The sequence below is a fragment of the Niveispirillum sp. genome (genome assembly GCF_017996735.1).
Lineage (GTDB): Bacteria > Pseudomonadota > Alphaproteobacteria > Azospirillales > Azospirillaceae > Niveispirillum.
Genome location: NZ_JAGOGJ010000001.1, coordinates 141,719 through 162,427, shown reverse-complemented (window position 1 = coordinate 162,427; position 20,709 = coordinate 141,719). Strand labels below are relative to the sequence as shown.

17 protein-coding genes are annotated in these 20,709 nt (G+C 62.9%); 3 read left to right on the top strand and 14 right to left on the bottom strand.

The annotated features are described in order from the left end of the window. Positions 1-55: 55 nt before the first annotated feature. Both KBA48_RS00670 and KBA48_RS00665 read right to left on the bottom strand, forming a co-directional pair. The gene (locus KBA48_RS00670) at positions 56-1,042 is read right to left on the bottom strand and encodes an amidohydrolase family protein (RefSeq protein WP_292902723.1); all 987 of its coding nucleotides are present in this window, start codon (positions 1,040-1,042) and stop codon (positions 56-58) included. 10 nt (positions 1,043-1,052) lie between these two features. Beyond that, positions 1,053-2,015, bottom strand: coding sequence for a fumarylacetoacetate hydrolase family protein (locus KBA48_RS00665; RefSeq protein ID WP_292902721.1), 963 nt, complete (start codon positions 2,013-2,015; stop codon positions 1,053-1,055). A 111-nt stretch (positions 2,016-2,126) separates the two neighbouring features. Here KBA48_RS00665 and KBA48_RS00660 point away from each other — a divergent pair, with 111 nt between their 5' ends. After that, a complete protein-coding gene (locus KBA48_RS00660) occupies positions 2,127-2,576 on the top strand; it encodes a MarR family transcriptional regulator (protein WP_292902719.1) in 450 nt (149 codons plus the stop codon). Here the strand turns inward: KBA48_RS00660 and KBA48_RS00655 are convergent. Then, complete coding sequence (locus KBA48_RS00655; protein ID WP_292902717.1) at positions 2,573-3,856, bottom strand: aromatic ring-hydroxylating dioxygenase subunit alpha; 1,284 nt, start codon at positions 3,854-3,856, stop codon at positions 2,573-2,575. The genes KBA48_RS00660 and KBA48_RS00655 overlap by 4 nt on opposite strands. Before the next feature lie 138 nt (positions 3,857-3,994). Here KBA48_RS00655 and KBA48_RS00650 point away from each other — a divergent pair, with 138 nt between their 5' ends. Then, entirely contained in the window at positions 3,995-4,834 is an 840-nt protein-coding gene (locus tag KBA48_RS00650) for a helix-turn-helix domain-containing protein (RefSeq protein ID WP_292902715.1), read from the top strand. A 110-nt stretch (positions 4,835-4,944) separates the two neighbouring features. Here KBA48_RS00650 and KBA48_RS00645 read toward each other — a convergent pair whose 3' ends face one another. From KBA48_RS00645 to metC, 8 genes are all read right to left on the bottom strand, one after another. Further along, positions 4,945-6,405 (bottom strand): M20/M25/M40 family metallo-hydrolase, encoded by a 1,461-nt coding sequence (locus tag KBA48_RS00645; RefSeq protein WP_292902713.1) that lies wholly within the window; start codon positions 6,403-6,405, stop codon positions 4,945-4,947. Between the two features lie 14 nt (positions 6,406-6,419). Next, positions 6,420-6,767: a copper resistance protein CopC gene (locus KBA48_RS00640; RefSeq protein WP_292902711.1), complete on the bottom strand. Its 348-nt coding sequence runs from the start codon at positions 6,765-6,767 to the stop codon at positions 6,420-6,422. Between the two features lie 44 nt (positions 6,768-6,811). Then, positions 6,812-9,412: a TonB-dependent receptor gene (locus tag KBA48_RS00635; RefSeq protein ID WP_292902709.1), complete on the bottom strand. Its 2,601-nt coding sequence runs from the start codon at positions 9,410-9,412 to the stop codon at positions 6,812-6,814. A gap of 203 nt (positions 9,413-9,615) precedes the next feature. Then, the gene (locus KBA48_RS00630) at positions 9,616-10,347 is read right to left on the bottom strand and encodes an amino acid ABC transporter ATP-binding protein (RefSeq protein WP_292902708.1); all 732 of its coding nucleotides are present in this window, start codon (positions 10,345-10,347) and stop codon (positions 9,616-9,618) included. After that, complete coding sequence (locus tag KBA48_RS00625; RefSeq protein WP_292902706.1) at positions 10,344-11,453, bottom strand: amino acid ABC transporter permease; 1,110 nt, start codon at positions 11,451-11,453, stop codon at positions 10,344-10,346. Before KBA48_RS00625 ends, KBA48_RS00630 begins: the two co-directional genes overlap by 4 nt. Further along, complete coding sequence (locus KBA48_RS00620) at positions 11,450-12,610, bottom strand: ABC transporter permease subunit (RefSeq protein ID WP_292902704.1); 1,161 nt, start codon at positions 12,608-12,610, stop codon at positions 11,450-11,452. The genes KBA48_RS00625 and KBA48_RS00620 overlap by 4 nt, the downstream gene beginning before the upstream one ends. 11 nt (positions 12,611-12,621) lie before the next feature. Beyond that, positions 12,622-13,701, bottom strand: a complete 1,080-nt coding sequence (locus KBA48_RS00615; protein ID WP_292902702.1) for an amino acid ABC transporter substrate-binding protein — start codon at positions 13,699-13,701, stop codon at positions 12,622-12,624. Between the two features lie 26 nt (positions 13,702-13,727). Next, complete coding sequence (gene metC / locus KBA48_RS00610) at positions 13,728-14,909, bottom strand: cystathionine beta-lyase (RefSeq protein ID WP_292902700.1); 1,182 nt, start codon at positions 14,907-14,909, stop codon at positions 13,728-13,730. A 334-nt stretch (positions 14,910-15,243) separates the two neighbouring features. Between metC and KBA48_RS00605 the strand changes: the two genes are divergently transcribed. Next, positions 15,244-16,155, top strand: a complete 912-nt coding sequence (locus KBA48_RS00605; protein WP_292902698.1) for a LysR substrate-binding domain-containing protein — start codon at positions 15,244-15,246, stop codon at positions 16,153-16,155. A gap of 744 nt (positions 16,156-16,899) precedes the next feature. Here the strand turns inward: KBA48_RS00605 and KBA48_RS00600 are convergent. From KBA48_RS00600 to KBA48_RS00590, 3 genes are read right to left on the bottom strand one after another with little or no spacing between them, the layout of a single operon-like run. Further along, complete coding sequence (locus KBA48_RS00600; protein WP_367273797.1) at positions 16,900-17,886, bottom strand: bile acid:sodium symporter family protein; 987 nt, start codon at positions 17,884-17,886, stop codon at positions 16,900-16,902. A 51-nt stretch (positions 17,887-17,937) separates the two neighbouring features. Then, positions 17,938-19,083: an acyl-CoA dehydrogenase family protein gene (locus KBA48_RS00595; protein WP_292902694.1), complete on the bottom strand. Its 1,146-nt coding sequence runs from the start codon at positions 19,081-19,083 to the stop codon at positions 17,938-17,940. Positions 19,084-19,133: 50 nt separating this feature from the next. After that, positions 19,134-20,693: a long-chain-fatty-acid--CoA ligase gene (locus tag KBA48_RS00590; protein ID WP_292902692.1), complete on the bottom strand. Its 1,560-nt coding sequence runs from the start codon at positions 20,691-20,693 to the stop codon at positions 19,134-19,136. Positions 20,694-20,709: the final 16 nt, after the last annotated feature.

Sequence of the window (20,709 nt, the reverse complement as noted above, 5' to 3'; positions counted from 1 at the left end):
CGTGGGCGCTGACGATTGAAGCCCGGTGATCGGTTGCGATCACCGGGACACGGTATTAAAGCCCGAACAGCTTTTCCGCCGTCTCGCCCTTGATCTTGCGGGCCGTCGCCCCGCCCATGGCGTTCACCCGTTCCAGGCAGCCGGCCATGTCACCGATATTGTGCGGATAGTCGGAGCCATACATCACCCGTTCCGGCCCACCCGCCACATGAACGCACAGGTCCAGCGCCGCCTTCTCATACACCACCGCGTCATAATAGATCTGGCGCAGGTAATGGCTGGGCGGCAGCGTAATCTTCTCCGCACAGGCCGGAATCCGCTCGTGACAGCGGTCCAGGCGTCCGGCCAGATAGGGCAAGGTGCCGCCGCCATGGGCGGCGATGATCTTCAGATTGCGGTAACGCTCAAGGAACCCGTCGAAGATCATGCGGGCGATGGCCAGCGTGGTGTCGAACATGAAGCCCACGGGCGGCACCAGCCCATATTCATCCATGCCCATCTGCGACGCGCCCTGCGGGGCGGTGGGATGCACCAGCACGGGCAGGCCATGCCGGTCGATGGCATCCCAGATGGGGGCAAATTGCGGGTCGGTCAGGTTGCGCTCATCGACATTGGCCGTCACGAACACGCCGGCCGCCCCGGCCACAACCGCCCGGTCCAGTTCCGCCACAGCCGAGCCGGCATATTGCCAGGGCAGGGTCGCAAACCAGCGCAGCCGTTGCGGATAACGGTCCTGCTGCTCCTCCATCAGGCTGTTCATGATGCGGGCCGCCTGGGCGCTGATCTCTTCCCCGCCCCAATAGGCGCTGGGGCAGGTCAGCGACACGATGGCCAGATCGACCCCGGCGCGGTCCATGTTGCGGATACGCAGATCGAAATCCAGCATCTCCGGGAACAGGGTCATGAAGGGGGCGCCATGCAGGAAAATGCTTTCCTGCCCGGCCTTGGTATTCTTCACCTCATATTTCGGGGCACCGTGACGGCGCAGCATCTCCAGCCATTCGGCCCCGATCATATGGGTATGGACGTCGATCACACTCATCGTCCGTCCCTCACTTCACCAGATTGACGCGGTTCGACAGGCGGCCCAGCCCCTCGATCTCCACATCGGTCAGCTTGCCGTCATAAAGGCCCAGATAGGTGCCGACATTGCCCTTGGGATGCTTTGCCGTGCCCTTGGACGCGGTACCGGGATGGATGCAGTCGCCCGGTTCCATGGTGAACCATTTCGACGCTTCGGCGATCACCCGCTCGATGGGGAAGAAATAATTGGCCGTGCTGTCGTCGGTATAGCATTCCCCGTCGATATAGCCGCGCACCGACAGCTTGTTGGGATCCTCAACCTCATCCTTGGTGGTCAGCCAGGGGCCCATGGCCGCGAACGTGTCGGCCGCCTTCGACTTGGCGTGATAGATGAAGTAGAGATAGGTATCCTCCGGCCCGAACGTCTCGCGCCAGGCCAGATGGTGCGGCTTCACCAGATCGGGCGTCTGCTTCAGGGCGATGGCATCCTGGCTGAACTTCACGCCGCTGGCCGTGACGTCGTTGGTCAGGGTGTAACCGAACACATGATCCAGCGCGTCCTCGGGCTGGATGTTCTTGGCCGTCTTGCCGAACACGATCACCGGTTCGGGTTCCGGGATCGACTGGCCATGCTCCTTCAGGATGTCGATGGTCTTGTTATGCCCCGTCAGGGCGTTGCGGCCCTTGATGAAGAACATCGGGGCCGTCATCGGCTTATAGGCCTTGCTGTTCAGATTGTTGTTGTTGACCGCACAGCCCAGGATCTTCGACGGGCGCGGGTTGGGCGCCATCCAGTCGGCCTGGGTCAGGTCGATCACCGGCAGGCTGCCGGCCACTGCCTTGGCAATGGCATCGGCGGCCGCGTCCAGCCCGGCATCGCCGGCCAGGATCAGATCCTCCATCCAGGTGAAGGGCAGCGCCACGCCCTTGTCGTCCGACACCCGTGCGATCACCTGCGGCTTTCCGTTCAGCCGGATCGTGCCCAGTTTCATGCCTTGACCCTCCATTGACCGGCAGCCTCGCCACCGATGTATTGTTGACTTCTCAACCTTAGGGGCGCACTAAGCCCTTGAGGAACCACAGAGCCCACCGGCAGCAGAGCCATGACCAGCCCCGAACCCGCGGATATCGAAACTTTTCTGTCCTACCGGCTTTCCATCGTGTCCCGGCTGATCAACCGGCGCTCCACGCGATACTTCACCGAAAGGCACGGGTTGACCCTGGCCGAATGGCGGGCCATGGCGCAGATCGCCACCGGGCGGGCCACCAGCGTACAGGCCATTTCCACCCGCACCTGTTCGGACAAGGGCCAGATCAGCCGCGCCACCGCCACCTTGCTGGACAAGGGGCTGGTCAGCGCCCTGCCCGACCCGGCGGACCGCCGCACCATCCATTTCGAACTGACACCGGCGGGCCAGGCCATCCATGACGAAATCCTGCCCATGCGGGCGGACGAAAACGCCATGATCGCTTCCCTGATGTCCGCCGGCGAACTGGCCCTTTTCCATGACATTCTCGACCGTATCCAGGTGCATCTCGACCGGTTGGATTAAATGGTTTCCACCGCGTCCTCGGCGATCATGCCCATGGCGATCTGGTATTCGCGCTTCACCGCGTCGGGCTGGCCGGTCTGATGCTGGTAATGCGGCTGGTTCAGGTTGTAGGCCAGCTTGCGCGACAGGGCCCGGCTCTCCTCCAGCGTCATGGACTGGGTAAAAAGTTCGCGATGCTTGATGGGCAGTTCAATGCAGCGGTTGCGTTCCGCGTCGCGGATCACGCCCATCGGGTCCTGTCCTTCCTCCACCAGCTTCATGTTCCGTTCGAAGCAGCGGCGCATCATGATGATGCCCAGGTCGCTCTGGCCCAGATGTTCGGCGGTACGGTCGGCGATGGTGCCCTGCCCGACCCAGGCCACGATGTCCTGGTTCATGACGTGGGAGACGATCCAGCGGCCATCCGCCTCCTTGATCGGCCCCTTCCACCAGGGCACGCGTTTCTGGACATAGGGTTCGCGGTCCTTGGGCACGCGATGGAACATCCAGGTGACGGACAGGGTATTCTCGTCATCGACCGGCACGCGCCATTCGATATGGTCACCCAGGAAGAAAGCGTTGGGCCAAAGCGCCGTAGCGCCCACCGTCCAGTGCTGATTGTCCCTGTCTGTATCCTCCCGCACGCGGCGATAGATATGGCCGAATTCGAACTCGTCGAACTTCAATTCCAGATGCGTGGGACCATAGGAGCCATTGCCGAACAGGCGGGATGACCAGTTGCGATGCATCCATTCGAAATGCACAGGATCGCAGCTGTTCTCCTGGCACTGGAACCAGTTGCAGGGGATGTCGGCGAAGACCACCTGGGTAAAGCCATTATCCCAGGTGAAGGGCTCCCAGTTGGGAACCAGGGGCGCCGGGTCGGGCCCCAGATAGGCCCAGAGCATGCCGGCCCGCTTCTCCACCTTATAGGCCTTGATGCGGATCTTGTCGCGGAACCGGGCGCGGGGATTGGCGATATCCTCGAACGGCTGTTCCGTGCATTGGCCGGACTTGGCAAAGCACCAGCCGTGATAGGAACAGCGCAACCCATCTTCCTCCAGGATGCCATAGGACATGTCGGCACCACGATGCGGGCAGTGGCGGTCAACCAGCCCATGACTGCCATCGGCATTGCGGAACAGGACCAGATCCTCGCCCAGCAACCGCAAGGGCTTGATGGGATTGTCCTCCAGCTCCGAAATGGCCGCGACCGGATGCCAGTAGCGCCGGAGCAAAGCGCCCATCGGGGTGCCCGGACCGACCCGGACCAGACGTTCATTCTGTGCGGAACTGACCATCTTGTCGCCTCTCTTGCCGGTTTTGCTTGCCAACTGATGCCCGGGCAGATGGTTGGACCCTAGGCGCCGTGTACCGCCAGCCGCAACATGCCACCGGCCCCTGTTGCAGTGGCCGCAACAGCCGGATAGGCTTTTGCCATGATCGACCGTGACCCGCGCCGCCGCGCCCCACAATCCGCCCCGCCCAAGATCGAAGCCGTGGCCACGGCTTCGACCATCATCGATTTCCTGGCCGAAGCGGAACAGCCGCAGGGCGTGCAGCAGATCGCCGACGCGCTCGCGATGACCAAGTCACGCGTATCGCGCCACATGGCCAACCTGGAGGCACTGGGGCTCGTCTCCCGTCTGGCGCAGGGGCGGGGGTTCAAGCTGGGCTGGCGTGTTGTGCGCTGGGGGCAGATCGGCGCGGGGCGCCAGAACCTGTCGGCGCTGCTGGATCCGGTCCTTCAGGCCTTGAACCGGGAAACGGGACGGACCGTGCTGCTATGCGCACCCGCCGGCGGCGATGCGATCGTCAGCAAATGCCTGCCGGCCACGACAGCCATCCGCATTGATGTCAGTGTCGGGCTGGTCCTGTCCCTGCCCCATTCACCCAGCGCCCGCATCGCCTATGCATTTCAGACGCGCGAATGGCGGCGCGAGATGCTGGCCCACCTGAAGCAGCGCGAGACCGATTTCCGGGTGGAGAACGAAGAGATATTCACCCGCCAGATCGCGGATATCCACCGCCTGTACTATTGCTGGGACAGCAACAAGTACAATGTCGGCTATGGCGCCATCGCCGCCCCGGTCTTCGGCCAGGACGAGACATTGGCGGCAATCATCGCCCTGATCATGCCCAGCGAAGAACTCTCATCGCCAAAGCCACCGCCCGCACTCATTGACGCGTTGCTGCGGCGCTGCCAGGAGGGCAGCTACCATCTGGGCTCAAAGATGAGGTACCCCAGCCTGCCCGGAGCCAAGATCAGTTCTGTTTGAGAAGTCACCACTGGCGCAGAAATGACAAAAGCCGTTGATCCTTTTCGGGGATCAACGACTTAGCGGTTTTCGACCCGACGAGACGACAAAGCAGACAAAACAAGCTGGGGCTATCGCGCCGCCACCTGCTTCAGCACACCATAGACATAATCAACACCCTCATGGATGGACTTCACGGCAACGCGTTCATCATGGCCATGAACGCGCGACGATGTATCGGGGTCGGTCGGAAACGGCCTGATCCCATAAACCGGAACGCCCCGCGCCCGCCAGGCACCGGCATCGGTGGAGGCCTGCAGCATCATCGGCAGCACCTGCGCTCCCGGCCAGACGCGTTTGGCCTGCTTCTCCAGCGCGCCGAACAGGTCGGTCTCGATGCTGGAGGGTTGGATGGCGCTACGCTGACGGAAGAACTCAGCCTGTTCCTCCTTGGGCCGGGAATTTACGATCTCCACCGCGATGGCTTGATTGTCGATCAGTGCCTTCACCTGTTCCACAAACTGGTACACATCCACGCCCGGCATCAGCCGGGCATTCATGATGGCCTCGGCCTCACCCGGGATGATGTTCGGTTTCACCCCGGCATTGATCATCGTGACGACCATCGTGTCGCGCATCAGGGCCGAAAGGGTCGGCGCCTCCTTGGGATGGGCTTCCAATACCTCTTTGGCGGCAACCAGACGGGCGGCATCGTCACCCGCCGCCAGCAGCCGGTCAACCGCACCCGACAAGGGGCCGGGATTGAGCCTGGCCAGCCCCTTGAAATAGGTCACGGCGGGCGGCGTCAGGCGGATGGGCGTTTCGGCGAAGGCGATCTTGCCCAAGGCTGCGATCAATTGGCCGTTTGCGGTTTCCAGCGGCGGCACCGCCAGCGACGAATGGGCGGCCTTGCCCCGCGCGGTCAATTTCAAATTCAAGGTCTGCTTGTCCGCAACGGAGATGTTGATCTGCCGGACCTTGCCATCAGGGTCCAGCATCGTGCTCCCGCCCTCATTCAGGGCGACGGCAGCCTTGATCTTGTCCCAATGGTTCTGGGCCAGCCAACCGGTATTGAAGCGGCCTTGTTCCTCGTCCGCCTCTGCCAGGAAGATGATGTCGCGTTTAAGCTTCACCCTCTCCCGTGCCAACCGCATGACGGCGCGGGCGAAGACGGCGACCGCACTTTTATTGTCCAGCGCGCCACGGCCATAGACGAAACCATCCTGGATGGTGGCGGCGAAGGGATCGACGGTCCAGAATTCACGCTCCACCGGCACCACATCTGTATGGGCGGCCAGAAGCACAGGCTCCAGGCTGCCATCACCCTTCAGGCGTGCAATGAAATGGGCGGCCTTGCCATTGGGCGACAGGATGATCTCTGTTTCAACGCCCAGCGGCTTGAACAGGCTTTCCAGATAGGCTGCCAGTTTCGTGGTGTCGCCGGGCGCGTTCACGGTTTCGAAGCGGATCAGGTCCTGCAACAGGGCGACGGCGGCATCACCCTCCACCGACCCGGATGCAGCCTGCGCGGCAGGCACGGACAGGGCCAGCAGCAAGGCCGGGACCAGCAGGTGGCGGAGGGTGCGCTTCATCGTCTGGTGCTCCGTTACTTCACGGTGATCTGGTAGCTGCCGGTGGATTGATGGCCATTGGCCGCCGTCACCGCCCAATCCACCTTGTAAGAACCGGTCGCCAGCTTCGCCTTCGGTGTGACGGTCAGCGATTGGCCGTCCGCCCCGTCAGCGATGCTGACGCCACCAGCAGGCGCCGGTGACAGGGTCACGGTGGCGGCACCCGGCGTCAGCTTCTCCGAAAAGGACAGCGACAGGGTGGATGGGGCCGGACCCGTGCTGTCCACCGCCGGATCAGCGGCCTTCAACTTAGGATGGGCAAAGGCGGGAACGGCGAGGAGCAGCGACACGGCAATAGCGGGGATGATGCGGGTCATACGCATGGGGATGGTCCTTTCAGGGGTAGGGAGAAGGGAAGGTGCAGCACTTAAAACCGATAGGTCGCCTTCACATGGAAGGCTCGGCCATTGACGCCGTAGGGCGCGATATAGGCGTAGGGGAAGGTGCCGTTATTGTCGGCGCCATTGGTCCCGGCGGCAACGGACGCGGCGGTCGAGGCGATCTGTTTTTCCGGGTACTGGTCGAACAGGTTCGACACACCGGCCGACAGGGTGAAATCCTCGGTCAGGTCGTATCCGGCCTCGATATCGACCACGATATCGGCGCGGTAATACTGGATGATGTCGGAATTGGCCGAGGTGGCGGATACCGGCACCAGCTTCACCTTGTAACCGGGTGTCAGGGCCGCGACCTGGGCGGGGGTGCGGTTGGTCAGAGCCACCTGCGCCACCTCACCATAGCGGGTGCCGGTCAGGTTCAGATGCAGGGCATCCTTCTGCCAGTTCAGGTTGGCCGTGAACTTGTCCTTGGGCATGCTGTCCGTGAAACGCACCTGCTGTGACAGGTCGAACAGAACCGTGGTGATGCCGATGGCTGATAGGGCCGCCGGGGTGCCGGCGATACGGTCGAACTTTGTATCGTTGAAATTGGCGGCGAAGGTGCCCGTCACCTCCCCCCATTCATCCAGATCATGCTTGTATCGCAGGGTGATATCGAGACCCTTGGTCGTGGTATCCACAGCATTGGTCAGGTAGGAGATGGCGCCCAGCCCCGGATACCCGCGTGCCGCCAGCAGGCTGGTCAGCGCCGTCGACTGGAAGTTGGATGACATGGCGATACGGTCGGTGATCTCGATCCGGTAGTAATCCACCGTGGCATCGAAATCGCCGCTGCTGAACACCACACCGGTGGAGATATTGTCCGACTTCTCCGGCTTCAGCGCCGTGGCACCCACCAGAGCGGCGGTCGGATGGTTGACGGAGATGTTGCGCGTGCGCAGTGGCTGGCCGTTCACAAAGCTTACATTGGTGGAACTGAAATAGGACTGGGCCAGGGCCGGCGCACGGAACCCGCTGCCGAACGACCCGCGCAGCGCCAGTTCGTCGGTGATCTCGAACCGGCCCGCCAGCTTGTAATTGGTGGTGTCACCGAAATCGGAGAAATCCTCGTACCGCAGGGCGCCCGACAGGGTCAGGCGTTCGTCGAAGAAATCACGCTCCAGCTCGACATAGGCGGCCTTGCTGTTGCGGTCCTTCTTGGTGGCATCTTCGGGCGTGTTGCCGCCGCCAGGCTGTGCGCCCACAGGGGCCGGGCGACCCGCATTGGGACCGTCCAGGATGGGCACGCCGCCATTGGCATAGCTGTCGGGCTCGCCGACACCCAGCTCATAGATTTCCTTGCGATATTCAAACCCGAAGGCGAATTTCAGCGGCTCGCCATTGCCGACCGGGATTTCGCGGGTGAAATCCAGGTTGGTCGTCCATTGCCGGAAATCGTTGAAGCCACGATCGAAGCTGGTCTTGCTGGCCGCGCCCTGGGAGACATTGGCGGTATTGGAATAGCCTGTGTTGATCCGCGATCCGCCATAAAGCGTGGAGAGATCCCAGCCGAACCCGGCCAGATCGTCACCGCGCAGGCCAACAGCGCCGGAACCATTGATGATCTCAATCTCCTGGATGGGCATGAACCCGTCGGGATAGAGGCTGCGCAGCGTCTCATCCTGGCCGGCGCGGCGGAAGAAGTTGAAGCTGTTGCCCTTCAACCGGCTGTAACCGCCGAAACCATAGGCCGTGACCGCATCGGACAAGGGCTTTTCAGCATTCAGGAACAGGGCGATCTGTTCATATTTCGGTTCGCCGAAATTCCACATGTCGCGGTCGATGGTCGCCTCACGCGGGTCCAGCGTACCGTTCGACGGTGTCAGACCGACACCCGATCCGTAATTGCCCGACGGCATGACCAGGGCGCCGGCGGCGTTGCGGCCGAAATATTGCTGGCGGGTGTCGGGGGTGGCGCGATTGGTCTCCTCATGGTCCTTGTACTGGACCGTCAGGCGGGCAAAGCCGTCATCGCCCAGGTCGATGCCCTTTGCCATCGACACTTCCACATGCTCGCCGTCACCTTCCTCGGTGATGCCATACATGGCCGATGCCGTGCCGTCCGTGCCCTTGGCTAATTGCACATTCATCACGCCAGCGATGGCATCGGACCCATACTGGGCGGCAGCACCATCACGCAGCACCTCCACCCGGGAGATGGCGGCGGAGGGGATGGCGTTGAAATCATAGGCGACGTCGCCGCGCCCGATCTGATTGCCGGCATTGACGCCGGGGGCCGTATGCCGGCGCTTGCCATTGACCAGTACCAGCAACTGCCCCGTCGACAGGCCACGCATGGTGGGCGGGGTCAGGAAATCCAGGGCACCCGCCGCCGTGGGACGCGGCGTGCTGAAGCTGGGCACAGCCACCTTCAGCATGCTCTGCAGATCGGTCGCTCCGCCGCGCGTCAACTCCTCGGCAGAGATGCTATCGATGGGGGTCGGGCTTTTGGTCACCACGCGCGGTTCAAAGCGCGACCCGATGACAATGATCTCCTCCAGGTCCGCCGGCTGCGCCAGGACGGGGGCCGCCGCCAGCAGTGCCAGGACGGAAACGCCGGTGAAGGCGAAATATTTCAGTTCTTTACCCATGATGATGGTTCCCTGTTCTCGTCTGTTGGTCGGTGGCTTGACGACGGCTCTTGCGGCTGTCTTGGAAATGCGCCTGGGTTTTGGGCAAGGGTTGCCCGTTCATGGAAGGCGGGCTTCCATGGCGAAAGGGTTCGGTAAGGTCGGAATGACGGGGGTGTTTATGAGGTCATGGTTCCCCCATCAGGTTGGCGTGGTCATTCCCGTCAATGCAGCACCTGGCCCAGAAAGGTCCGGGTCCGCTCATGCTGCGGATTGGTGAAGAAACTGGCCGGTGGGGCGGCTTCCACGATCTGGCCGGCATCCATGAAGATGACGCGGTCGGCCACCTGTCGGGCAAAGCCCATTTCATGCGTGACGCACAGCATGGTCATGCCGTCGCCCGCCAGTTCGACCATGATGTCCAGCACCTCCTTGACCATCTCCATGTCAAGGGCACTGGTCGGCTCGTCGAACAGCATGATCTCCGGCGAGAGCGACAGCGCCCGCGCAATGGCAACCCGCTGCTGCTGCCCGCCCGACAATTGGCCGGGGAACTTGCGGGCCTGATCGGGAATACGCACGCGGGTGAGATAGGTCATGGCAATCTCTTCCGCCTGCGCCTTGGGCATGCGCTTCACCTGGGTCAGGGCCAGGGTGCAGTTTTCCAGGATGGTCAGGTGCGGGAACAGGTTGAACTGCTGGAACACCATGCCCACGCGGCGGCGCACCGCCTCCACGCTGCGGGCATCGCCGGTCACCTCATTGCCCTCCACCGCGATCTTTCCCGCCTGATGTTCCTCCAGCCGGTTGATGCAGCGGATCAGGGTGGATTTGCCGGACCCGGACGGGCCACAGATGACAATGCGCTCCCCCCTGGCGACGGTCAGGTCCACATCGCGCAGGACATGAAAGTCGCCATACCATTTATTGACGCGGGACAGTTCCACGGCGTTCATCGGCGGCTCCCCTTGGACATCCGCATTTCCAGCCACCGCGCATAGCGGGAGATGGAAAAGCAGATCGTGAAATAGATGAGGGCGATCAGCAGGTACGTCTCGGCAAAGGGCGCCGGCCAGTCGGGATCGGCCAGCGCCGCGCGCCCCGCACTCAACAGGTCGAACAGGCCGACAACCAGGACCAGGCTGGTATTCTTGACCATGACGATGATGGTGCTGGTCAGCGGCGGAATGACTTTGGCGATGGCCTGCGGCAGGACGATCAGGCGGGTCGTCTGTCCCCAGTTCAGGCCCAGGGCCTGCGCCGCCTCTGTCTGCCCCTTGGGGATCGCCTGCAACCCGCCACGCAGCACCTCGGCGATATAGGCGGCCGATACCAGCACCATGGCGGCCAGCGCACGGGCCAGCTTGTCGATACTCACCCCGTCGGGCAGCATGATGGGCAGCAGGATGGAGGCGATAAACAGGAGCGACAGCAGCGGCAGGCCCCGGATCAGCTCGATGATGCCGATGGAGAGATATCGGGGCACAGGCAGGCTGGCCCGCCGCCCCAATGCCAGCAGCACAGCCAACGGAAAGCCCAGGCCCAGTGACCAGACGGTCAGCAGCAGGGTGACGGGCAACCCGCCCCAGGCCGATGTCGGCACGGATTTGAGCCCTAGCACGCCGCCCCCCATCAGGAACAGGCTTCCCAGCACGCCGCCCACCCACAGGCCCAGGGTCGCCTTCGTCCAGTTGCGTGGCGGGAGGCTCCACAATCCCAACCCCAGGATCAGGGCGCAGACGGCGATGGGCCGCCATTGCTCCGCCGGGGGATAGATGCCGAACAGGATCTGCGGATACTTTTCCGCCAGGAAGGCCCAGCAGGCGCCGGCCTGCCGGCATTCGTCGCCGCCACCGGTCCATACACTGTTGATCACCGCCCATGACAGCAGGTGCGGCAGCATCCAGGCCAGACCCAGCAGCCCGACCAGGGTCATGGCCGCGCTGACCATGTCGCCGAACAGCAGTCGCCACAGGGGCCGGCGTTCGGCCAGGGGGGCGGCACGGGCCGGGGTCGGCGCGGTGCGTACGAAGACGGGTGTGGGTTGGGTCATGTCCGTCATCGCGTCACCAGGGCGATCCGCCGGTTGTACCAGTTCATGAACAGCGACGCCGTGACGGACAGGGTCAGGAAGACCAGCATCAGGATCAGAATGCCCTCCACTGCCTGGCCCGTCTGGTTGATGGTAGTGGCCGCCACCAGGGCGATGTCGGGGTAACCGACAGCCAGTGCCAGGGTCGTATTCTTGGTGATGTTGATGTACTGGCTGGTCATGGGCGGGATGATCACGCGCAGGGCCTGCGGGATGACGATCAGGCGCAGGATCTTGCCTTCCTCAAGGCCCAGGGCGCGCCCCGCCTCCCACTGTCCCTTGTCCACCGCGTCGATGCCGCCACGGATGATCTCCCCGATGAAGGCGGCTGAATAGAGCAGAAGGCCCGCGAACACCGCCGTGAATTCCGGCGACAGCCCCATGCCGCCCGTGGCGTTGAACCGCCCGATCACGGGCCGGTCCAGCGACAACGCCAGGCTTGATGAGATCCAGACCAGCCCCACCAGCAGCAGGGTGGAAAAAACGGCGATCCAGCCATAATGATTGGGAATACCCGTACGCAGCCTCTGTATCCGCCCATACCGCCATGCTGCAGCAGTAGCCGCCAGCCCCAGCAGCAAGGCTGCCACGAACGGCCCCTTGTCGCCGGCAATCACGGGCCGGGGCAGGTAAAGCCCCCGGTCGGCCAGGATCACGCCATCGATGGGGGTGAAGGCCATATGGATATTGGGCAACCCCAGTGTGAGCAGCGCGTACCAGAACAGCAATTGCACCACCAGCGGCGTATTGCGCATCGCCTCCACATAGACGGTGGCCGCCCCGCTGGTCAGCGGATGGGTCGACCGCCGCGCCAGCGCCACGCCCAACCCCAGCAATGTCGCCGTCAGCGCCGCCGTGACGGCCAGGAACAGCGTATTGCCCAGCCCCACCAGAAAGGCCCAACCGAAACTGTCGGTGGGACGGTAATGGATGATGCTCTCCGCGATAGGAAAACGCGCCGCGCGTTCCAGAAAGCCGAACCCGCCGGTGATGCCGCGTTCATCCAGATTGCCGGCGGTATTGAGGACCAACCAGCCGATACCACCGATAGCCGCGGCCAGCATCAGGGCCTGCAACCCGATCTGCCGGGTACGCGTGTCATTCAGAAGGGTGGAAAGGCTTGTCATCCCCGCCCCCCTCAATTGAACGCCATGGGAACCATCAGGCCCCCGTCGCGGAACAGACGGTTGAGGCCGCGATCCAGCTTCAGCGGGCTGCCGGCCCCGACATTGCGGTCGAACATCTCGCCGTAATTGCCCAGTTGCTTGACGATACGATAGGTCCATTCCTCATCCAGGCCCAAGGCGACCCCATTACCGGGCTCCACGCCCAGGAAGCGGCGGATGGTCGGGTCCTGGCTTTTGCGCATCTCGTCGATATTGGCCTGGGTGATGCGCAGTTCCTCCGCCATCAGAAGCGCCTGGAACGACCATTTCACAATGTCGAACCATTGATCGTCGCCATGCCGGACGGCGGGTGTCAGGGGCGACAGCTTGCCATCAGCCGGGAAGATGATGAAATCGTCGGGATTACTGGCCATGGTGGCCCGCACCGACGCCAGACCAGATGCATCGGTGATCAGCGCATCGCAACGACCGGAAAAGAAGGCTTGCCTTGTCGCCTGCGTGCTGTCGAAGATCACGGCCTTCAGGTTGGGGGCCACCGATGCCACCAGATTGGTGAAGGTCACCTCCGTCGTCGATCCCGTCTGCACACAGACCGAGGCGCCGTCCAGTTCACGGGAACTGGTCACACCCCGGTCCTTGCGGACCATGATCCCGTCATAGTCGTAATAATTGGGCAGGGTGAAATTCACGCCATTGGCGTCGCGCGACAGGGTCCAGGTGGTGGTGCGGGGCAGAATGTCGATCTCCCCGCTTTGCAGGGCCGTCAGGCGCTGCTGCCCCGTCAGGGGGACAAACCGCACCTTGTCCTTATCGCCCAGAACGGCGGCAGCGACCGCACGACAGGTCTCCACATCCAGCCCGCGCCAGTAGCCCCGGCTGTCCGGCGCGCCGAACCCCACGGTTCCCGTACTGGCCCCGCAGGAGACGTAGCCGCGGTCACGCACGGCCTTCAGCGTGCCTCCCACGGCGCCGCCCACCGGGCCACTCACTGGACCACCTGCCGCCGGCTTCTTCTCTGCCGCCGTCTGCCCGCAGGCGGTCAGCGCCAGAAGGCACATTCCCGCCAGAAGCCGTTTGACCATTCCGCGCATGCCCTGCCCTCCCCGCTTGGCCGCTCTCAACCGCCCAGAACGGGTACGGCCAGCGCCGTGAACAGGGCCGCAAGATCGGCCCAAAGATCTTCTGGATCCTCCATGCCGACAGAGATGCGCAGGATCACGCCCTCATCAGTCCAATCGGTGGCCACCCGGTCGGCCTTGATCGCCATGGGTACGATCAGGCTGCGTGTGCCGCCCCAGGAAGCGCCAATGGCAAAGGTCTTCAGAACCCCGAACGCCTCTTCGATCACCGCATTGGCAGGGGCCTTCAGCACCACGGAGAAGACGCCGGACGCTCCGGTGAAATCCCGTTTCCAGACCTCATGCCCCGGACAGGTGGGCAGCGATGGATGCAGCACCCGCTCCACCGCCGGCAATTCCACCAGACGGCGTGCAAACTCGGTCGCCACCGCATCGGCATGACGCATACGCACGCCCATTGTCTCCAGGCCGCGCAGGGCCAGGCCGCAATCGTCCGGTGAGACGCCGATGCCGATCATGCGCATCGTGTCCTTCAGCCGGCGGAACAGGGCCACATCCTTGACGCTGATCGACCCCATCAGCAGGTCGGAATGACCGCCGACATATTTGGACAGCGCCTCGCTGGAGAAATCGACGCCATGGGCCAGCGGCTTGAACAAGAGCGGCGTGGCCCAGGTATTGTCGCAGCCGGTCAGGATGCCGCCACGTTCCCTGGCCACCTTTACGATAGCCGGCACATCCTGGAACTCCATGGTGGTGGAGCCGGGGCTTTCCATCCAGATCAGTTTGGTGTTCGGCTTTACCAGCGCATCGATCCCCGCCCCGATCAGCGGATCATAGACCGTGTATTCGACGCCCCGCAGCTTCAGGTAATTCTCACAGAAGCCCCGGCAGGGCGGATAGGCGGTATCCGGGATCAGCACATGGTCGCCGGGCAGCAGGACCGTCAGAAAGACGATGGTGATCGCCGCCTGGCCCGACGGCACGATTACCGTCCGCTCCCCTTCCTCCAGCGCCGTCAGTTGCGCCTCCAGGGTGCGGGTCGTCGGCGTGCCATGCAGCCCATACGTATAGCCGTCCGGCCCCCGATATTTGCGGTTGGTGTAGGATTTGGCATCGTCGAACAGGATGGTCGACGCCCGATATGTGGGGACACCGATGCTGGCAAACCCTTCATGCGAGACGGCGGGATGGATGACGCAACGGGACAGGTCGCGCATGATCTTCCTCTTCAAGTTTGATGACATCAGCATGTCGGCACCGACATACAATTTCAATTGACCTGTCAGCACAGGTCCATAACCAGACATTATGGCTTTTCCCCTCAAAGCCTGGGGGTGCCGGCTCGGCGGCGCGCATAGGTGGGGCCAATTTCGTCTCGCAGAACAATGCGACACGCCCGAAACCGCCACCGGAACGTTGCCCGTCACCGCATCGGTCGAACGGTGGACAGCCGGGCCGGGGCTACGGGGATGGGGATACAAATTCAATTGACCATCCAGCGCCACGACATGCACTGATGTTATGGAGTGAGTTGCGAGTGAGGCCCTCCGTATGCATTTCCGGCAGTTGGAAATTTACCGCGCCACCATGATCAGCGGCTCCGCCTCCCGCGCGGCCGAACTGTTGCGGATCACGCAGCCGGCGGTCAGCCGGGCCCTGGTGGAACTGGAGGAAAGCCTGGGTTTCGCCCTGTTCGACCGGGTGAAGGGCAGGCTTGTCCCCACGCCGGAAGGGCAGATGTTCTTCCGGGATGTGAATAGCAGTTTTGTGGGTCTGGACCGGCTGCGGGCATCGGCGGCGCGTATCCGCGATTTCGGATCGGGAAGCCTCCGCGTCGCCAGCATGGCCGCCTTCGGTTCCACGGTCGTGCCAAAGGCGGTCCACACTTTCCGGCAGAAGAACCCGCAGATCGCCATCACTTTGCAGGTTCTCTCCTCCTCCACGGTGCGCGATCTGGTCGCCAACCAGCAGTTCGACATCGGCATTGCCGCCGACGAGGTGGATCTGTCAGGGGTCGAACATCGCATTTTCAGCAGTTTCCGCGCGGTTCTGGCCATTCCGCAGGGGCATGAGCTGGCAGACCGATCGGTGATCACCCCCGCTGACCTGCATGGACAGCCCTTCATCGCCCTGGCACCGGAGGACCGCGCCCGCCACCGGATCACTGAGATTCTGGAAAGCGCGGGGTCCAGGCCCGAAATCATCGTGGAAACCCCCAGCGCGGGGACCATCTGTGCCCTGGCGCTGGAAGGGGTTGGGGTCGGCCTGGTAAACCCGGCCGCTGCCGACGGCTATGCCGAACGGGGGCTGGTATTCCGGCCTTTCAAGCCGGACGTCCAGTTCAAATCCTATCTGCTGTTTCGCCCCGATGCGCAAAAGGCTCGCCTCGTCAAAGGCTTGGTGGCCGAACTGCTTTACTTCCGCGACCGTGTCACCCTGCCGGGGACCGGGAAAGCGGATTGACATGATCGCCAGGACGGAAGGCTGTGATAACACCCGGACAGCAAGATGCCGCGCCGGATTTGCGGCGGGGCTTTTTCGGATACGGGGGGCAGGATTTGGCCAAGGGTCAGCCCGGCTTTCCAATTCTGCCTAACATAGCAATACCAGAATGCGCCGCGGCGCCATGCCAGCCTGATATGTTGCTTGCTCTCGGCATCCTGCTTCTCCGGGGACCGATGGTCGATATACAGGCCCAGCCGCCGCTTCCATAGTAGAGCAAGGCATCGCAAGCTCTGTCGGGCCATTCTGACGCCATGTCAGACACCACCCTCATATCTCGTCACGCCGAGCGGCTGGGTTACAGGGGCTTGGGGTGGCCCCCTGATACCACGAGATGCAGGCTGCGACAGTGCCTTGATCGGCCCCAACCCCAACGGGCCGTGCAGCTCGGATCAACTCCCCGCCCGGCCTAAGGCCTTGCCACCAATAGAAAGATCGGAAATCGACCCAGTCGGGGATGGCATTGGCCTTTGCCGCGATCCATGACGGCGTGCCGTGGGCAATAAAGGACCATATAGAGATGCCGGACCGGCATGCCACCTTTCCCACCAAGCCTTCCCGCTGAGCGACAGGACCCCGCACTGGGCCGCACGGCCTGGGCCTCATCGAAGCGACCGCGCGGTTGAATGCCGATGGCGGTATTTGGGGGGAACTGCCTGACGCCTGATCGTAAGGCGGACGCTCCAGTACGCTTCCGGAACGCGTTCACAGATTGGCCCCGATATCCTCGCGGCGGCTCGCATAGTGCCGGGCCAGGATGGCGCAGACAATCAGTTGTAATTGATGGAACAGCATGAGCGGCAGAACAACAATACCAACCTGCGGCCCGGCAAACAAAATGCTGGCCATCGGCAAACCGCTGGCGAGTGATTTCTTGGAGCCGCAAAATTGCAGGACGATTTCGTCCTGGAGGGAAAACCGCAAGATCCGGCGCGCGACGAACCCGGTGACGATGAGCACCGATGCCAGAAGGACCGATAGCATGACAACGAGAACAAGCAGGTCGGGCAGTTCGAACTGGCTCCACATATGCGACACGACGCCCTTGGAAAAGGCGACATAGATGATCAGCAGGATGGAGCCGCGGTCCGCATAGCCCAGAAGCTTCTTCCTCGTCTCGACCCATCTTCCAATCCAGGGCCGCAGCACCTGACCAGCCAGGAACGGCACCAGAAGCTGCAATGTGATGTCACGGAAGATGCCGAACGACAGTTCCAGGCCTTGTGTCTTCAACAGCCAGCCCGCAAGCAGCGGGCTGATGAAGACGCCCAGCATGTTCGATGCCGATGCCGCGCATATGGCGGCGGGCACATTGCCGCGCGCGATCGAGGTGAAGGCGATGGACGATTGAACCGTCGACGGCAGCACACAAAGGAACATCAAGCCGGTCACGATCTCCGGCGGCATGCTGGCCGGCGACAGATATTCAAGCGCTTTGCCCAGCAGGGGAAACAGGATGAAGGTGCTGGTCAGGACGCAAAGATGCAGCGGCCATTGCAGGAGCCCGCCCAAGGCCGCTTGTGGGGACAGGCGCGCGCCATACAGGAAGAACAGAAAAACGATTCCACCGTCCGCCGCCATACCCGCGATGGCAGCCCCCTGCCCCCGTGCCGGCAGGATAGCGGCTATGGCCACGACCAGCAGCATGAGGGCGATATAAGGATCGAACAATTGGCGCAGACGGTGGAACATCAATTCTCTCATTGAACGGATACAGACAGCTTTCCGGTCAGCCGAAAACTGCTACAGGCTGCGCGCAATCAGGTCCTTCATCACCTCATTGGCACCGCCATAGATTTTCTGTACGCGCGCATCGGCGAACAGCCGGGCGATTGGATATTCGACCATGTAGCCGTAGCCGCCGAACAACTGGAGACATTCGTCAGTCACGCGGCATTGCTGCTCCGTGCACCACCATTTCGCCATATAGGCGGCTTCATTATCCAGCGTGCCGTCAACCAGGCGCTGGACGCAGTCATTGACGAAGCCGCGAACGGTGTGGGCCGTGGTCGCCATCTCAGCCAGCTTGAAGCGGGTGTTCTGCATGTCGAACAGGCAGCCGCCGAACATGCGGCGCTCCTTGGTGTAGGCAATCGTATGGTCGAGCGCGCGTTCGATCTGGGCGGCGGCCGGCACGGCGATCAGCAGGCGCTCGAACGGCAACTGGCTCATGATCTGTGCGAAGCCCTGACCCTCCACCGCGCCCAGGATGTTCGACGCAGGCACACGCACATTGTCGAAATACAGCTCGGCCGTGTCGGAGGCATGCTGGCCCAGCTTTTCCAGCCGCGAGCCGACCTTGAAGCCCGGTTGGTTCTCCGTCTCCATCAGGATCAGCGAGATGCCGCGCGCGCCCTCACCATCGGTCCGACAGGCGACGGCCAGCATGCTGGCGGTGGAGCCATTGGTGATGAAAATCTTGGAGCCGTTGACGACATAATCGTCACCATCGCGCCGGGCAGCCGTGCGCAGGGCTTTCAGGTCCGACCCGTGGCCCGGTTCGGTCAGGGCGATCCCGCCCAGATGCTCTCCGCTGGCCAGCTTGGGCAGCCAATGGGCCTTCTGCGCCGCCGTGCCATAGTCGAGGATATAGTGCGCCACGATGGCATGCACGGTAAGGGTGCCCGGCATCTCGGCCTTGGCCAGTTCATCCTGCAACACCAACTGATAGGCCGGGCTGGTGCCGGCCCCGCCATATTCGGCCGGCAATTCGGGCAGGAGGAAGCCCAGCGCCCCCATGCCCCGCCATACCGTGCGCGGGATGTAGCCCTGCTTGCGCCATTCGGGAAGCCTGGGGGCCAGTTCGGCCCTTATATAGCGGCTGACCTGTTCCCGGAACGCCTCGATATCCGCATCCATCCAGGGAAATTGATAGAGCCTCGGGGGCATGGAATCCCTCCATTGTTTTGATTTTTGACTGGGGGGGGGCGCCGCTGGTCTCAGGAGACCTGCTGGTCGCGGCTGCTCCAGAAGCGCTTGCGCAGTTCGGTCTTGAGGATCTTGCCGGGGCCGGACAGGGGCAGCGCGTCGACGAATTCGATGCTGCGCGGGCACTTGTAGCCGGCGATCATCTGCCGGCAATGGGCGATCAACTCGTCCTGAGTGGCGGTTTGTCCGGGCTTCAGGATCACGAAGCCGTGGACGGCTTCACCCCATTTGTCGCTGGGAATGCCGATGATGGCGCAGGTTTGAACAGCCGCATGCCGGGCCAGCGCATTCTCCACCTCGGCGGAATAGATGTTCTCGCCGCCGCTGATGATCATGTCCTTCAAGCGATCGATGATGAACAGGAAGCCATCCCCGTCGATATAGCCCACGTCGCCGGTATGCATCCAACCGCCGCGCAGGGCGGCCGCCGTCAGCTCGGGCTTGTTCCAATAGCCCTTCATCACATTGGGGCCACGGACCAGCACTTCACCTTTCACACCTGCCGGCAGAGGATTATCGGTGAGATCGGCCACACGGATTTCCGTGCAATAGGCGGCCCTTCCTCCGGACCGCAGCTTATCCCCCCTGCGGCCTTCAGGCCGATGATAGGCGGCGGCCAGGATGGCGGCCACGGGTGCCAGCTCGGTCATGCCATAGGCCTGGCAGAAGGAGACATTCTTCAGCGTTGCGAGCGCCCGGTCCAGGACGGCTTCGGAAATCGCGGAGCCGCCATAGAGGATGGTGCGCAGGCTGCTGATGTCCCGGCCTTCCGCCATGACCGGGTGATCGACCAGCATCTGCACCATGGTGGGCACCAGCAGCGTATCGGTGACAAGGTCACGCTCTATGGCCTCCACCACCGCCGGCGGAGAGAAACAGGGGATGAAACTATGTGCATTCCCCAGGATCCAGGCCACGCTGGAACAGCCCAGGTCCGCCAGATGGAACATGGGCGCGGCATGCAGGAAGACGCCGCCCGGAGTGATGATGCCCTCAGCAGCCAAGGCGAGGGCCGAGGACATGAAGTTGGCGTGGCTGAGCATGACACCCTTCGGCGCCCCGGTGGTGCCGCCGGTATAGAACAGGCCGAGAAGATCCTCGTCCCGTCTCAAAGTGTCGGCCATCGGGTCGGAGCCGGCGACCAGCGCCTCGTACGGCACCATGCCGGGGGGCGTGGCGGCATCGCCGATATGAATGATCACGTCCAGGGTTTCGCACAGGGCCTTGAGTTCGGGAGCGAGTGCCTGGAACATGTCGTCGACCAGCAATATCCGGGAGCCGGAATCACTGAGCGAATAGGCCAGTTCCGCCACGCTCCACCGTGTGTTGCAGGGGTTGATGACACCTCCGCCCCAAGGCACGCCGATCAGATATTCGAAATACCGGTCCGAATTGAGGGCCAGGATGGCGACGCGATCGCCATCCTGCATACCCAGTCCACGAAGCCCGCCCGCCAGCCGGGCGACGCGGTCGGCCAACTGGCGAAAGCTGGTCTGCCGGGAACCGCAGATCAGCGCGGTCCGGTCCGGATGCTGTTGCAGCGCACGGTGGAGGGGTTGGGTGATGTACATGCCGATCCTCATCCTG